Source organism: Streptomyces sp. E-08 (genome assembly GCF_049913095.1).
Classification (GTDB): Bacteria; Actinomycetota; Actinomycetes; order Streptomycetales; family Streptomycetaceae; genus Streptomyces.
The window spans coordinates 1,266,118-1,280,021 of record NZ_CP183971.1; the positions used below are offsets into that span (position 1 = coordinate 1,266,118).

The 13,904-nt window shown below is 74.8% G+C and carries 15 protein-coding genes; 7 read left to right on the forward strand and 8 right to left on the reverse strand.

What is annotated here, in order from left to right:
* Positions 1 to 8: 8 nt before the first annotated feature.
* On the forward strand, positions 9 to 593 hold the full coding sequence (locus ACN9MM_RS05720) for a DUF4865 family protein (protein ID WP_426362614.1): 585 nt from the start codon (positions 9 to 11) through the stop codon (positions 591 to 593).
* A 20-nt stretch (positions 594 to 613) separates the two neighbouring features.
* On the opposite strand, the gene ACN9MM_RS05725 is transcribed toward ACN9MM_RS05720, so the two are convergent.
* Positions 614 to 1,390, reverse strand: a complete 777-nt coding sequence (locus tag ACN9MM_RS05725) for an SAM-dependent methyltransferase (RefSeq protein WP_426362615.1) — start codon at positions 1,388 to 1,390, stop codon at positions 614 to 616.
* Positions 1,391 to 1,524: 134 nt separating this feature from the next.
* On the opposite strand from ACN9MM_RS05725, the gene ACN9MM_RS05730 reads away from it, so the two are divergent.
* The gene (locus ACN9MM_RS05730; protein WP_426362616.1) at positions 1,525 to 2,001 is read left to right on the forward strand and encodes an SRPBCC domain-containing protein; all 477 of its coding nucleotides are present in this window, start codon (positions 1,525 to 1,527) and stop codon (positions 1,999 to 2,001) included.
* 90 nt (positions 2,002 to 2,091) lie between these two features.
* On the opposite strand, the gene ACN9MM_RS05735 is transcribed toward ACN9MM_RS05730, so the two are convergent.
* Positions 2,092 to 3,318: an ROK family protein gene (locus ACN9MM_RS05735; protein WP_382860856.1), complete on the reverse strand. Its 1,227-nt coding sequence runs from the start codon at positions 3,316 to 3,318 to the stop codon at positions 2,092 to 2,094.
* 82 nt (positions 3,319 to 3,400) lie between these two features.
* Between ACN9MM_RS05735 and ACN9MM_RS05740 the strand changes: the two genes are divergently transcribed.
* Complete coding sequence (locus ACN9MM_RS05740) at positions 3,401 to 4,624, forward strand: MFS transporter (RefSeq protein ID WP_426362617.1); 1,224 nt, start codon at positions 3,401 to 3,403, stop codon at positions 4,622 to 4,624.
* 47 nt (positions 4,625 to 4,671) lie between these two features.
* Positions 4,672 to 5,412, forward strand: a complete 741-nt coding sequence (locus ACN9MM_RS05745) for a maleylpyruvate isomerase family mycothiol-dependent enzyme (protein WP_426368682.1) — start codon at positions 4,672 to 4,674, stop codon at positions 5,410 to 5,412.
* Between the two features lie 33 nt (positions 5,413 to 5,445).
* On the opposite strand, the gene ACN9MM_RS05750 is transcribed toward ACN9MM_RS05745, so the two are convergent.
* The 5 genes from ACN9MM_RS05750 to ACN9MM_RS05770 all read right to left on the reverse strand — a co-directional run bounded on the left by ACN9MM_RS05750 (position 5,446) and on the right by ACN9MM_RS05770 (position 9,065).
* Positions 5,446 to 5,871: a hypothetical protein gene (locus ACN9MM_RS05750; protein ID WP_426362618.1), complete on the reverse strand. Its 426-nt coding sequence runs from the start codon at positions 5,869 to 5,871 to the stop codon at positions 5,446 to 5,448.
* Positions 5,868 to 6,302 carry a MarR family winged helix-turn-helix transcriptional regulator gene (locus ACN9MM_RS05755; RefSeq protein WP_426362619.1) on the reverse strand — a complete coding sequence of 145 codons (435 nt, stop codon included), beginning with the start codon at positions 6,300 to 6,302 and terminating at the stop codon, positions 5,868 to 5,870. Before ACN9MM_RS05755 ends, ACN9MM_RS05750 begins: the two co-directional genes overlap by 4 nt.
* Before the next feature lie 68 nt (positions 6,303 to 6,370).
* Positions 6,371 to 7,036: a response regulator gene (locus tag ACN9MM_RS05760; RefSeq protein ID WP_382860845.1), complete on the reverse strand. Its 666-nt coding sequence runs from the start codon at positions 7,034 to 7,036 to the stop codon at positions 6,371 to 6,373.
* Positions 7,033 to 8,220 carry a sensor histidine kinase gene (locus tag ACN9MM_RS05765; RefSeq protein ID WP_426368683.1) on the reverse strand — a complete coding sequence of 396 codons (1,188 nt, stop codon included), beginning with the start codon at positions 8,218 to 8,220 and terminating at the stop codon, positions 7,033 to 7,035. The genes ACN9MM_RS05760 and ACN9MM_RS05765 overlap by 4 nt, the downstream gene beginning before the upstream one ends.
* A 149-nt stretch (positions 8,221 to 8,369) precedes the next feature.
* Entirely contained in the window at positions 8,370 to 9,065 is a 696-nt protein-coding gene (locus tag ACN9MM_RS05770) for a TetR/AcrR family transcriptional regulator (RefSeq protein WP_426362620.1), read from the reverse strand.
* A 132-nt stretch (positions 9,066 to 9,197) separates the two neighbouring features.
* On the opposite strand from ACN9MM_RS05770, the gene ACN9MM_RS05775 reads away from it, so the two are divergent.
* Positions 9,198 to 9,701 (forward strand): nitroreductase family deazaflavin-dependent oxidoreductase, encoded by a 504-nt coding sequence (locus ACN9MM_RS05775; RefSeq protein WP_426362621.1) that lies wholly within the window; start codon positions 9,198 to 9,200, stop codon positions 9,699 to 9,701.
* 52 nt (positions 9,702 to 9,753) lie between these two features.
* Here the strand turns inward: ACN9MM_RS05775 and ACN9MM_RS05780 are convergent, their stop codons facing one another.
* On the reverse strand, positions 9,754 to 11,022 hold the full coding sequence (locus ACN9MM_RS05780) for a geranylgeranyl reductase family protein (protein WP_426368684.1): 1,269 nt from the start codon (positions 11,020 to 11,022) through the stop codon (positions 9,754 to 9,756).
* Positions 11,023 to 11,478: 456 nt separating this feature from the next.
* Here ACN9MM_RS05780 and ACN9MM_RS05785 point away from each other — a divergent pair, with 456 nt between their 5' ends.
* Positions 11,479 to 12,843, forward strand: a complete 1,365-nt coding sequence (locus ACN9MM_RS05785) for a dipeptidase (RefSeq protein WP_426362622.1) — start codon at positions 11,479 to 11,481, stop codon at positions 12,841 to 12,843.
* A gap of 119 nt (positions 12,844 to 12,962) precedes the next feature.
* Complete coding sequence (locus ACN9MM_RS05790; protein ID WP_426362623.1) at positions 12,963 to 13,664, forward strand: MBL fold metallo-hydrolase; 702 nt, start codon at positions 12,963 to 12,965, stop codon at positions 13,662 to 13,664.
* Positions 13,665 to 13,904: the final 240 nt, after the last annotated feature.

A 13,904-nucleotide genomic window follows, 5' to 3' on the forward strand; every position in this document is an offset into this window, starting at 1 on the left:
GCCTTCCCGTGCATGTGATGCAGTACGAGATCACCCTGCCCGCCGACTACGACATGGCGATCATCCGCGACCGGGTGTCGACCAGGGGCCATCTGCTCGACGACTTCCCCGGACTCGGCCTGAAGGCCTATCTGATCCGGGAGCGGGAGTCCGGCTCCCCCGTGAACCAGTACGCGCCGTTCTATCTCTGGAACACCTCCGCGGGCATGAACTCCTTCCTCTGGGGCCCCGGTTTCCAGGGCATCGTGAACGACTTCGGCCGGCCGGTGGTGCAGCACTGGACGGGTCTGTCGTACGAGGAGGGGCCGGCGGCCGCCGCGGTGCCGGGTGCCGCGACGCGCCGCAGGACCCCGCTCGGGGAGGCGGTGCCGCCCGGCGAGGCCGTGGCGGAGGCCGTCGCCCGGCACGCGCGCGAGGCGCGGCGGGACGGGGTGGTGGCGTCCGCCCTCGCGGTGGATCCGCGCCACTGGGAACTGCTCGCCTTCACCCTGTGGGCGGGCCCGGAAGCGCCCGCCGGCGAGGGCGAGCGCTTCCGGGTGCCGCATCTGTCGCAGCCCGGCCGGGCGGCGCTCCGGAGCGGGCGACTGTGGTGAGCGGGTTCCTGCGGTGAGCCTCAGGCCACCGCGACGAGCGTGAGGTAGGCGATGCCGAGGGCGCGCCGGTAGCCGCCCAGCCAGCTCGAACGCTGCCGGTCCACCCGCTCGCGCGTCTCGGCGGCCAGGGGGTGGTCCGGGTGGGCGGCGAGCCAGACCTCGGTGTCGTACCGGTAGCCGGACTCGAACTCCTCCCACTCGTCCGCGCTCGCCGTCTCGATCCACGCGGGCCGGAAGCCGGCCTCGATCGCGAGGTCGACGAGCGCGTCGAGGGAACGGTGGTCTCCGGCGTGCGCCCCGGGCCACATCCCGGCGAGCTCCGCCTCGGTGGGCGTGTGTTCCCAGAAGCCCTCGCCGAGCACGACCCGTCCGCCGGGCCGGACCAGCCGGCGCAGTTCCCGCAGGGCGACGGCCGGGTCGTGCCCCAGCTCGGGGTCGCAGAGCGCCTGGCTGGACCCGAGACAGAGGATCGCGTCGACGGGGCCCCGGTCGGTGCCGAGGGCCGACTCCTCGACGAACGTGACGCGGTCGGCGAGACCGCGCTCCTCGGCGAGCGCCCGGCCGCGGGCCAGGTCCTCGCCGTTGATGTCGATCCCGGCGCCCTTGGCGTCGGGCGCCGCCTCCAGGAGGCGGAGGAGCAACTCGCCCCATCCGCAGCCGATGTCGAGCACGTCGGCCGGCTCGGTGGCGGCGAGCCGCTCGATCATGCGGGTGGCCCGGGCGTCGGAGAGGGGGCCGTGGAAGACGAGGCTGCCGAGGCGCGGGGGGAGATCGGCTGAGGAATCGGAAGTGATCATGAGGAGGAACGGTACGTCGCGCCGGGTCCCCCCGCACGCCTGTTTTCGGGGTCCCGCCGCACACACGTCTCCGGGGGCCAGCCGCACACCGTTTCCGACGGCGCCCCTGCCGGTGCGCGGCTAGCCTGGGAGGCGTGTACACCACGCGCGTGTCCCGTCACATCGACGCCCCGGCCTCGGTCGTCTACCGGTCGCTCCTCGATCCGGACGCCGTCGCCCGCTGGCGGGTCCCGTACGGCATGACCTGCGAGGTCCACGCCTTCGAGGCGCGCGAGGGCGGCGCCTTCCGGGTGTCGCTGCGGTACGGGCCGGGCGGCGGCGCGGGGAAGTCGGGGGCCCGTACGGACACCTACCACGGCACTTTCCTGGAGCTCGTGCCGTACGAACGGGTCGTCGAGAGCATCGAGTTCGAGACACCGGACCCGCTGCTGCACGGCACCATGATCCTCACGACGACGCTGACCGAGATCGGCGAGGGGACCGAGGTGCGGGTCGTGCACGAGGGGGTGCCGGACGCCGTTCCGGCCGCGGACAACGAGACCGGAACGCGCATGGCCCTGGACCGGCTCGCCGCCCTGACGGAGGGCCGGTCCGATCCGGCCGGCCGCTGACTCGCCGCCCTGACGGAGGGCCGGTCCGATCCGGCCGGCCGCTGACTCGCCGCCCTGGCGGAGGGCCGGTCCGATCCCGCCGGCCGCTGATCAGACCGTCTCGCGCCCCAGGGCGGCCAGCGGGTCGTCCAGTACCGGCTGCCAGGCCAGTTCGGCCGCGCCCACGAGGCTGTTGTGGTCCAAGGTGCACGGGAGGATCGGCACCCCGCCGCTGCGGCCCCAGAGGCTGCGGTCGGCGACGACCGCGCGGAGGCGCTCGGGGTCGGCGTCGAGGAGCTCGCGGTGGAGCCCGCCGAGGATGATCCGGTCCGGGTTGAGGATGTTCACGAGGCCGGCGAGGCCGAGGCCCAGGCGGTCGATCAGCTCCCCCACCGCGACCCGGACGCCCGGGTCGTCGGGGCTGGTGCGCAGGAGGTCGCGGGACTGCTGGAGCAGCGAGACCTCGGGGCCCGGGACCCGGCCGGCGGCCGTGAGGAAGGCGAGCGGGTCGGTCTCGACGTCGAGGCAGCCGCGGCTGCCGCAGTGACAGGGGCGGCCCTCCGGGTTCACCGTGAGGTGGCCGACCTCCAGGGCCAGGCCCGAACTGCCGGTGTGCAGGCGGCCGTCGAGGACGAGCGCCCCGCCGACTCCGCGGTGGCCGGTGGCGACGCAGAGCAGGTCCCGGGCGCCGCGCCCCGCGCCGTGGCGGTGTTCGGCCAGCGCGGCGAGGTTCACGTCGTTGCCGGTGAAGGCGGGGCCTTCGATGCCGGCGGCCCGTACCCGCTCGGCGAAGATCTCCCGGACGGGCGCTCCGGCGGGCCAGGCGAGGTGGAGCGGGTTGAGCGCCGTCCCCTCGGGTTCGGCCACGGCGGACGGCGCCGCGAGTCCGGCGCCGACGCAGCGGCGGCCGGTCTCCGCGAGGAGCGCCGAGCCCGCGTCGACGACGGCGCCGAGGACCTGCGCCGGGTCGGCGGAGACGGTGACACAGCCTGGGGCCGTGGCCACGATCGTGCCGCCGAGGCCGACGAGGGCGGCGCGGAAGCCGTCCGCGTGGACCTGGGCGGCGAGGGCGACGGGGCCCTTCTCGTCGACGGCCAGGCGGTGCGAGGGCCGGCCCTGGGAGCCTGCCGCGGCACCGGGGTTGGAGTCGACGCGGATGAGGCCGAGGGCCTCCAGCTCGGCGGCGACGGCGCCCGCGGTGGCCCGGGTGACGCCGAGTTCGGCGGTGAGGACGGCCCGGGTCGGGGCCCTGCCGGTGTGGACCAGTTCCAGCGCGGGGCCGAGCGCGTTACGCCCCCTGTCCAGCCGTGTCCGGGTCGTCGTCGCCTTGCCGTTCATGGAGGTGAGTCTCCCATGATCGGGCCCGCCCGCCGTCCCCGCCCGGTTGATTCCCTCGCCGTCCGCCCCCTATCCTGAGTTTGTGCCGCTACTAAACAAAGTGCGGACGGCCGTATCGGGGGGCCCCGGCGGAGACACCGCCACCCGCTCCCTGCCCCGCCTCCGCTCCGCCCTGACCCTCTTCTTCGCCCTCGACGGCTTCCTGTTCGCCGGCTGGGTGGTCCGGATCCCCGCCGTCAAGCAGCAGACCGGCGCCTCGGCCGGCGACCTCGGCCTCGCCCTCCTCGGGGTGTCCGCGGGCGCCGTGATCACGATGACGCTCACCGGGCGGCTCTGCCGCCGGTACGGGTCCCACGCCGTCACGGTCGCCACCGCCGTCCTCCTCTCGCTGTCGGTCACCCTTCCGGCGCTCACCCGGTCCCCGCTCGCGCTCGGCCTCGTCCTGCTCGTCTTCGGCGCCGCGTACGGCGGGATCAACGTCGCCATGAACAGCGCCGCCGTGGATCTCGTGACCGCGCTGCGCCGGCCCGTCATGCCCAGCTTCCACGCCGCGTTCAGCCTCGGCGGCATGCTGGGTGCCGGCATCGGCGGGCTGCTCGCCGGAAGCCTGTCCCCCACCGCCCATCTCGCCGGACTCGGCGTCGTCGGGCTCGCCCTCACCGCCCTGGCCGGGCCCGTGCTCCTGCGGCACCCCTCGCCCGTGCGCCACGAGGCGCTCCCCGCGTCGCCCGCCGCCGCCTCACGGGCGTCCGGGTCACGCCGTACGGTCCTCGTCTTCGGCGTCATCGCGCTCTGTACGGCGTACGGCGAAGGGGCGCTGGCCGACTGGGGCGCCCTCCACCTGGCGCAGGACCTGCACGCGCACCCCGGCGTGGCCGCCGCCGGCTACTCCGTCTTCGCGCTCACCATGACCGCTGGACGGCTCTCCGGCACCGCGCTGCTCGAACGCCTCGGCCAGACCCGCACCCTCGTCGCGGGCGGTGCCACCGCCGCGGCCGGCATGCTCCTCGGCGCGCTCGCCCCGAGCGTCTGGGCCACGCTCCTCGGCTTCGCGATCACCGGCCTCGGCCTCGCCAACATCTTCCCCGTCGCCGTGGCCCGCGCGGGCGCGGTCGCCGGCCCCGGCGGGGTCGCCACCGCCTCCACCCTCGGCTACGGGGGCATGCTCCTCGGCCCTCCGTCCATCGGCTTCCTCGCCGACTGGTTCTCCCTGCCGGTCGCCCTCACGACGGTCGCGGTCCTCGCGGCCGGCGCGGCCGCCATGGGCTACTGGGCACGCAACGCGGGAGCCGCCAGGGAGAGTTGAGCCACCCCGCCCGTCACCCGCCTGCCAGAATCCGCTCCATGGACACCCTGACGATCACGGAGTACATCGAGTCCCTCGACTCCGCCGGCCGCGGCCTCGCGGACGCCGCGGCGGAGGCCGGGACCGACGCCGAGGTACCGACCTGCCCCGGGTGGCGGGTCCGCGACCTCCTGCGCCACACGGCCATGGTCCACCGCTGGGCCACGACCCTGGTGGCCGAGGCCCGCACCTCGTACCACCCCGGGGAGGGCGAGAGCACGCTCGACGGGGAGGAACTCCTCGCGCACTTCCGCGCCGGGCACGCCGGGCTGGTCGCCGCCCTGCGCGCGGCGCCGGAGGCGCTGGAGTGCTGGACCTTCCTGCCGGCGCCCTCCCCGCTGGCCTTCTGGGCCCGGCGGCAGACCCACGAGACGACCGTCCACCGCGCGGACGCCCAGTCCGCCCTCGCCGGCGGTCCCGGAGCGGTGGATCCGGCCATCGCCGTCGACGGCATCGACGAACTGTTCGGCGCCTTCCACTCCGGCGACCGCAGCCGCGTGCGCCCCGACGAGCCCGGCACGCTGCGCGTGCGGGCGACGGACACCGGGGACCTCTGGACCGTGCGCCTGTCCCCGACCGAGCCTCCCCGGACGGAGCGGGGTGCGAAGGGGCCCGCCGACACCGAACTGAGCGGGCCCGCCGACCGGCTGTACCTGACCCTGTGGAACCGGCTCCCCGCCGGCGCCGTCACGGTCACCGGCGACGCGGACCTCGCCCGGCTGTGGCGGGAGACCTCCTCGATCACCTGAGGCCGAGCGAACCGGAACACCGGGCGCGGGAGGTCAGAGGGCGGCGTCGAGCGGTGCCAGGTCGGGTTCCACCCAGGCGGCACGGGCCTCGGGGGACGCGAGCGTGTCCGGCCGGTAGAAGCGGGCGAGCAGGTTCCTGTCCAGCAGCTCGGCGTGGGCCCCGGCGAACGCCGCGAAGTCCTGCGGCCCGCTCTCCCTCTCGCGCAGCGCCACCAGCTCCACCCACGCCCTGGTCATCGTGACGTGGAACTTCTGCGGCGCTCCCGCGGCGGTCGCGGTGCGCCGGATGCCCTCGCCGACGAGGGCGACGGCTTCGGGCATGCCGACCCGCCGGACCGCCAGCCAGGTCAGGTGGACGTGCTCGCGGTGGCCGAAGCCGCCGGTGGCCGCCATGGCCTCGGCCATCAGCTCCCGGAAGAGCGCGACGTCCTCGGGGGTGTCCTGTGCCGTCGTGCTCACGCGGGCACCTCCGCGAGGGCGCGCAGGACCGCGTGGAAGCCGGCGACGGCCTCGGCGGAGAGGCCGTCGAGCGCGCGGGTCTCCACCTCGGCGATGGTCCGGCGGATGGTGGCGGCGGTCAGCCGACCGGATTCGGTCAGTTCCACGACCACGACCCTGCGGTCGCCCGGGCGGGTACCGCGGGTGAGGTGACCGCGGCGCTCCAGCCGGTCGAGCACGCTGGTCAGCGTGGTGGGGCGGGTGCCCGCGGCGGCACCGAGCTCGGAGACGGTACGGCCCCGGCCGTCCGCCAGGATGGCGAGCGCGTTGGTCTCGGACGCGGTCAGGTCGAGGTCGACGAGCTCGGTGGCGAGGATCTGGAGGGTGGCGTGGGTCGCGCCCTGGAGTGCGAGCAGCGCGGAACCCTCGGAGGGCGGGGGAAGGGAAGTCACGAGATCGGACTATACGATTTCGTAGGAACGGCTGGCCATCGGCGTCCCGGCGGGGGCCGCCCGTGGGCTCAGCCCAGCCAGCCGGGCCGGACCAGGCCCGACTCGTAGGCGAGAACCACCAGTTGGGCGCGGTCCCGGGCGCCGAGCTTCACCATGGCGCGGCTCACATGGGTCTTCGCCGTGAGCGGGCTCACCACCAGCCTGCGGGCGATCTCCTCGTTCGACATGCCGATGCCCACCAGGGCCATCACCTCCCGCTCCCGCTCGGTCAGGGCGCCCAGCGCCGCCGTCGCCGCCGGCGCCTTGGAGCGGGCCGCGAACTCCTCGATGAGCCGGCGGGTGACGCCCGGGGAGAGGAGCGCGTCCCCGTGGACGACGGCGCGCACGGCCCGCAGGAGCTCCTCCGGCTCGGTGTCCTTGACCAGAAAACCGGAGGCACCCGCGCGGATCGCCTCGAAGACGTACTCGTCCAGCTCGAACGTGGTCAGCATGACGACCCGGACCTCCCCGAGATCGGGGTCGTCCGTGATGTGCCGCGTCGCTTCCAGACCGTCGAGCCGGGGCATCCGGATGTCCATGAGGACGACGTCGGGGCGCAGGGCGCGGACCCGTTCCACCGCCTCGTCGCCGTCGGCGGCCTCGCCGGCCACCTCGATGTCGGGCTGGGCGTCGAGCAACGCGCGGAACCCCGCCCGTACCAGCGACTGGTCGTCGGCGAGCAGCACACGGATCACGGGGTTCTTCCCTCCGGACGCAGCGGGAGCACGGCATGGACGCGGAAGCCGCCGTCCGACCGGGCGCCCGCCTCGATGGTGCCACCGAGGGCGGCGGCCCGCTCCCGCATTCCGGCCAGTCCGTTGCCGCTGCCGCCGGCCTCCGTGCCGGTGGCGGGGCCGTCGTCGTCGACGGTCAGCTCCAGGCCCCCGGCGCCGTGCCCGATCGACACCCGGGCCGTACGCGAACCGGAGTGGCGCACCACGTTGGTGAGCGCCTCCTGCACGATCCGGAACGCGGCCAGGTCGGCGCCCGGCGGCAGCGCGGACCGGGGGCCGCTCGTCGCGACGGTGACGGTGAGACCCGCGGCGGCGGCCTGTTCGACGAGCTCGGGGAGCCGGCCGAGGCCCGGGGCCGGGGCGCGCGGGGCATCGCCGGGGGTACGGAGGGTGTCGAGGACCTGCCGCACCTCGCCGAGCGCCTCCTTGCTGGCCGCCTTGATGGTGGTCAGCGCGGTCCTGGCCTGCTCCGGGTCGGAGTCCAGGAGGGCGAGGCCCACACCCGCCTGCACGTTGATCACGGAGATCGAGTGGGCGAGCACGTCGTGGAGTTCGCGGGCGATGCGGAGCCGTTCCCCGTCGGCGCGGCGCCGCTCGGCGGCGGCCCGCTCCGCCCGCTGCTGCGCCCACTGTTCGCGCCGCACCCGGACGGCCTCGGAGGCGGCCAGCACCGCCACGGCGAACGCCGCGGCCGGCAGCTCCTGCCCCCAGGGCGCGGGCCCGTCACCGGGCGGGGGCAGCCACCGGTAGAGCCAGTGCGAGAACAGCAGGTGCCCCGCCCAGACCAGGCCGATGGCCCACCAGGCGGCGGTCCGGTGACCGTGCACGACGGCCGCGAAGCAGGCGACGGCGATCATGACGAAGACCGGGCCGTACGGGTATCCGGCCGCGAGGTAGCCGAGGGTGACGGCCGCGACGGCGAACACCACCGGCACGGGCCTGCGGTGACGGAACAGCAGCGGGACCGCCCCGAGCAGGAGCAGGGTCCGCCCGGCGGCGTCGAGCGCCTCCCGGCCGGGCTGGTTCCGTGCGGAGAACCCGGTCCCCACCATGACGAGGACCGCGATCAGCAGCGTCGACCGCCAGGGCAGACCGCCGCCGCGCCCCCACCGCTCCCAGGGCCCGCGCGGCCGCTCCTCGTGCATCCCGGCGTCCATACCGGTCACGCTAGCCGCGCCCGCCCCGCGCGCACGTCAGCCCGGCGGGGTGGTCGCGCCTACTCCCCCGGGAGTACGGGGTCGAGGGGGCGGGGCCGGCGGGACGGTCAGGAGTGCGAGGGCGGCGGGTCGTCGTGTCAGCCGCGCGGGAGCAGGCCCACGTCCTGGCCCAGGCGGCGGGCCGCCGTCGCGAAGAAGGTGTCCCGGTCCTCCACGACGCGGTGGAACTGGCCGAAGACCTCGAAGGAGACGAGCCCGAAGAGCTGCGCCCAGGCGGCGACGAGCGCGACGGCCAGTGCCGGGGGGAGGTCCGGGGCGAAGTCGGTGCTCATGCGGACGGCCTCGGGACGCAGGTCGTCGGCGAGCGGCGGGAGGGCGACACCCTCGCCCGTGTGGGCCCGGCGGGCGATCTCGATGAGGACGAGGCCGACGCGGGAGGCGGGGACGACCGTGTCCTGGGGGGCGGTGTAGCCGGGGACCGGGGAGCCGTAGATGAGGGCGTACTCGTGGGGGTGGGCGACGGCCCAGGTGCGGACCGCCCGGCAGACGGCGGTCCAGCGGTCCAGGGGGCGGTCGGTCCCGGCCTCGGCGGCGGCCTGTTCGGCGGCGGCGCCGATGGCGTCGTAGGCGTCGACGATGAGCGCCGTGAGCAGGTCGTCCCGGCTGGGGAAGTAGCGGTAGAGGGCCGAGGACACCATGCCCAGCTCGCGGGCGACGGCCCGCAGGGACAGCCTGGCCGCCCCTTCGGCGGCGAGCTGGGTGCGGGCCTCGTCCTTGATGGCGGCGGTGATCTCGATACGGGCGCGGGCGCGGGCTCCTCGAACGGTCGTCATGGAGAGCAGTGTGCCACTTTCGGAGCACTGGAACGAAACGAGAGCACTGCTCTTGCCTGTGAGTACCGAACCGTGCACACTGATCTCAAGCGAGAGCAGTGCTCACAGTTCGATTCCGCACAGGAGGCTTCCATGTCCGCCCAGCCCGCCCAGCCCGCAGGCCCCACCCCCGCCGCCCACGTCATGAAGCCCGGCTGGTTCACGGTGAACGTCTTCAACCGCGCCGTCGCCTGGATGACCCGCCGCGGCATCAGCGTCTGGGGCTCCCGCGTCCTCGCCGTCCGGGGCCGCAAGAGCGGCGAATGGCGCCGCACCCCCGTCAACCTCCTGACGGTGGACGGCGCCCAGTACCTCGTCGCCCCCCGCGGCCACGTCCAGTGGACCCACAACATGCGGGCCGCCGGCGGCGGGCAGCTGCACCTCGGCAAGCACGCGGAGGAGTTCACCGCCGTCGAGGTGGCCGACGACGACAAGGCCGCCCTGCTCCGCGCCTACCTCAAGCGCTGGAAGGCCGAGGTCGGCGTCTTCTTCGACGGCGTCGGCCCCGACTCCTCCGACGAGGAGCTGCGGGCGATCGCGCCGAAGCACCCGGTCTTCCGCATCACGACGACGGGCCCCGCCACCCCGGCGGCGTGAGCCGGCCGGTGCAGCGGAGCCCGTACCCGTCGATCCGCGACGCGCGCCGCGGTCAGACCTCTTCCGGTCCCTCCGGGGACTTCGTGTCCTCCGGCTCGGACCCCGCGCGCTCGCGCGGGCTGACGCCCCGCCCCGCCGGGCCGACACCGGACGTGGTGTCCATCCGCTTGTCGAGGAGCTCCAGGGCCCGCCGCGCCAGGCCGTTCGAGCGGACCATCCCGCCGAGCGTGGCCGCGCCGCGGGTGATGTCCGCGAAGGCGTTCCAGGCCGGCCGCACGCCCGTGATCGTCGCGTGCAGCAGTCCCGGCCGCCGCTCGAAGACGGCGAGCATCCGCCGCCCGACCGCCATCTCGACCCCGAGCCCCGCCTTGATGGCGAAGGCGTAGTTCAGGGCCTGGCGGCGCGCGTCGACCGCGTCGTTCGACTCGGCGACCCGTACCGCCCACTCCCCCGCGAGACGGCCCGAGCGGAGCGCGTACGAGATGCCCTCGCGCGTCCACGGCTCCAGGAGACCCGCCGCGTCACCGCAGACGAGGACCCGGCCGCGGGAGAGCGGCGAGTCGTCGGTGCGGCAGCGCGTCAGATGGCCGGAGGAGATCGTGGGCTCGAAGCCGGCGAGGCCGAGCCGGGCCACGAAGTCCTCCATGTACCGCTTGGTGGCGGCGCCCTCGCCGCGCGCCGAGATGACGCCGACGGTCAGCGTGTCGCCCTTGGGGAACACCCAGCCGTAACTGCCGGGCATCGGGCCCCAGTCGATGAGGACCCGCCCCTTCCAGTCCTCCGCCACGGACGGCGGCACGGGGATCTCCGCCTCCAGACCCAGGTCGACCTGGCCGAGCTTCACCCCCACATGAGCGCCTATCCGGCTGGCGCTGCCGTCGGCGCCGACGACCGCGCGCGCGAGGACGGTCTCGCCGTCGGCGAGGACGACGGCGACCGTCCGCCGGTCCGGGACGGCCGGGCCGTGCTGCTCCACCCGGGTCACCGTGGCGCCGGTCCGCAGCTCGGCGCCCGCCTTCTGGGCGTGCTCGACGAGCTGCGCGTCGAACTCGGGGCGGTTGATGAGCCCGAAGAGCATCCGGCGCGAGCGGCGGGTGCGGGCGAAGCGTCCGTCCAGGGAGAAGGTGACGGCGTGGACGCGGTCCTGGAGGGGCAGTTCGAAGCCCGGCGGGAGCGAGTCGCGCGAGGGACCGATGATGCCGCCGCCGCAGGTCTTGTACCGGGGCAGCTCCGACTTCTCCAGGAGCAGCACCCGGCGGCCGGCGACCGCCGCCGCGTAGGCCGCGGACGCGCCGGCCGGTCCCGCGCCGACCACGACCACGTCCCAGACGTCGGCCGACTCCTCGGCCTCCGCGGCGGACGCCCCGCCCGACGCCTCACCCGACGCCGTGTCCGACTCCGTGCCCGACGCTGTGTCCGACTCCGTGTCCGACACCGTGTCCGACGCGTCGTCCGAGTCCGACACCGCGTCATCCGGCAGGCGCGCCGGCTCCGCGTCCGCACGTCCGACCGCACTCCCCGCGGCGCTCTCCGCGGCGCTCTCCGCGGCCTCGGGAGCCGCGCTTGCGGACTCGGTGGGCTCCGGACCGGCGTTCTCTGCGTGCTCGCTGCTCACGTGTGCTTCTGCTCCTGATCCGACCGGTGGTCTGCTCCTGACGCATCCTACGGCGCGGTAGCCAGGGGCCCGCCCGTAGGATCGACGGTGCGTTCGCCGTACCACGACCTACGACGAACGCCGTCCTCACGTCGTAACGTCGCACCCATCAGGAGCGTGCCCATGACCTCGAATCCGATCGCCGAGACCGTCCGGTCACTGATGCCCCGGGCCAAGGCCGAGCTCACGGAGCTGGTGGCCTTCGAGTCGGTGGCGGACGAGGCCGTGGCGCCCCGCAGCGAGTGCGAGGGCGCCGCGAACTGGGTCGCGGACGCCCTGCGCTCCGAGGGCTTCCAGGACGTGGCGCTGCTCGACACCCCGGACGGCTCGCAGTCCGTGTACGGCGTCCTGCCCGGACCGGCCGGCGCGCCGACCGTCCTCCTGTACGCGCACTACGACGTGCAGCCGAAGCTGGACGAGTCCGTCTGGCTCTCCCCGCCGTTCGAGCTGACCGAGCGGAACGGCCGCTGGTACGGGCGCGGCACCGCCGACTGCAAGGGCGGCTTCATCATGCACCTGCTCGCGCTGCGCGCCCTCAAGGCGAACGGCGGGGTGCCGGTGACCGTCAAGGTCATCGTCGAGGGCTCGGAGGAGCAGGGCACCGGCGGTCTGGAGCGGTACGCGGAGCAGCACCCCGAGCTGCTCACGGCCGACGCCATCGTGATCGGCGACGCGGGCAACTTCCGCGTGGGCCTGCCGACCGTGACGGCGACCCTGCGCGGCATGACGATGATCCGGGTCCAGATGGACACCCTGGAGGGCAATCTGCACTCCGGTCAGTTCGGTGGTGCCGCGCCCGACGCGCTGGCCGCGCTGATCCGCGTCCTGGACTCGCTGCGCGGACCGGACGGCTCCACCGTCATCGACGGTCTCGCGGCCGACCAGGTGTGGGAGGGCCTCCAGTACCCGGAGGAGGACTTCCGCCAGGACGCCAAGGTCCTCGCGGGCGTGTCCCTGCCGGGAGCCGGCACGGTCGCCGACCGGATCTGGGCGCGCCCGGCGGTCACGGTCATCGGCATCGACTGCCACCCGGTGGCCGGCGCGACCCCGTCGGTCCCGAAGTCGGCCCGCGCGCAGATCAGCCTGCGGGTGCCGCCGGGCGAGGACGCGGCCGAGGTGACGAAGCTGCTCTTCGCGCACATCGAGAAGCACACGCCGTGGGACGCCCGGGTGACCCTGGAGCAGGTCGGTCAGGGCCAGCCCTTCCAGGCGGACACCTCCAGCCCGGCGTACGCGTCGATGGCCGAGGCGATGCGGGTCGCGTACCCCGGTGAGGAGATGCAGACGGCGGGCATGGGCGGCTCGATCCCGCTGTGCAACACGCTGGCCTCGCTGTACCCGGAGTCGGAGATCCTGCTGATCGGTCTGAGCGAGCCGGAGGCGCAGATCCACGCGCCGAACGAGTCCGTCTCGCCGGAGGAGCTGGAGCGGCTCTCGGTCGCCGAGGCACACTTCCTCGTCAACTACGCCCGTTCCAAGCAGGTCTGACGACGCGTCGGGCCCGGCACCGGTGCCGGGCCCGACGCCGGTTCGGTTCAGCGCTCGGCGAAGCTCGCCGAGAGCGTAGAGGCACGCGGCGGACCTGGGCGGATGCGTAGGTTCGCCGCATGGCATCCATCGAACTCACCAGGATCACCCCTCGCTTGCACCTCCTCGACTTCTCCATCGGTCAGGCGTACCTGTGGCAGGACGAGGAGGAGCTGACCCTGATCGACGCCGGCTGGGCCGGCACGGCGGACGGCATCGCCGCGGCGATACGGTCGGCCGGCCGGGACCCGGAGCGGCTGCGCCGGATCGTGCTGACGCACTGCCACCGGGACCACGTGGGCTCGGCCCAGGAGCTGGCGGACCGGTACGGGGCCGAGATCCTCGCGCACCGGCTCGACGCGCCGGTGATCCGGGGCGAGGCCCCGGTCCCCGAGCCCGACCTGCTCGACTGGGAGCGCCCGATCTTCGCGCACGGTCTGACCTCGCCGGAGGCGCCGCCCACGCGGGTCGACCGGGAGGTCGAGGACGGCGAGGAGCTGGCCTTCGGCGACGGGGCCCTGGTGGTCCACGCCCCGGGCCACACGCCCGGCTCGATCGCCGTCCATCTGCCGCACCACGGCGTGCTGTTCACCGGGGACACGGTGGCCTCGGTGCCGGACGTAATGTTCGGCGTCCTGCACGTCGATCGCGCCCTCGCGCTCGACTCGATGCGGGCGCTCGCGAAGCTCACCCCCTCGGTGCTGTGCTGCGGACACGGGGCGCCGGTGACCACGGACACGGCGGAGCGGCTGACGGCGGCGGCAGCCGCGGCCGAGGCGTAGGGGGCGTTCGCCGCCGTGGTGGGGATCGTTCCGCCGCCGTGGTGGTGGGGGGCACTCCGCCGCGGCGGTGGGGATCGTTCCGCCGTGGTGGTGGAGGGCGTTCCGCCGCCGTGGTGGGGGGCACTCCGCCTCCGTGGTGGAGGCCACTCCGCCGCGGCGGTGGGGCGTACCGGAAGTCGGCGCCGTTCGGGCTCTCGTCGGGGAGCAGCCGGGCGGCCTCCCGGGGATCGTTCCGCCGCG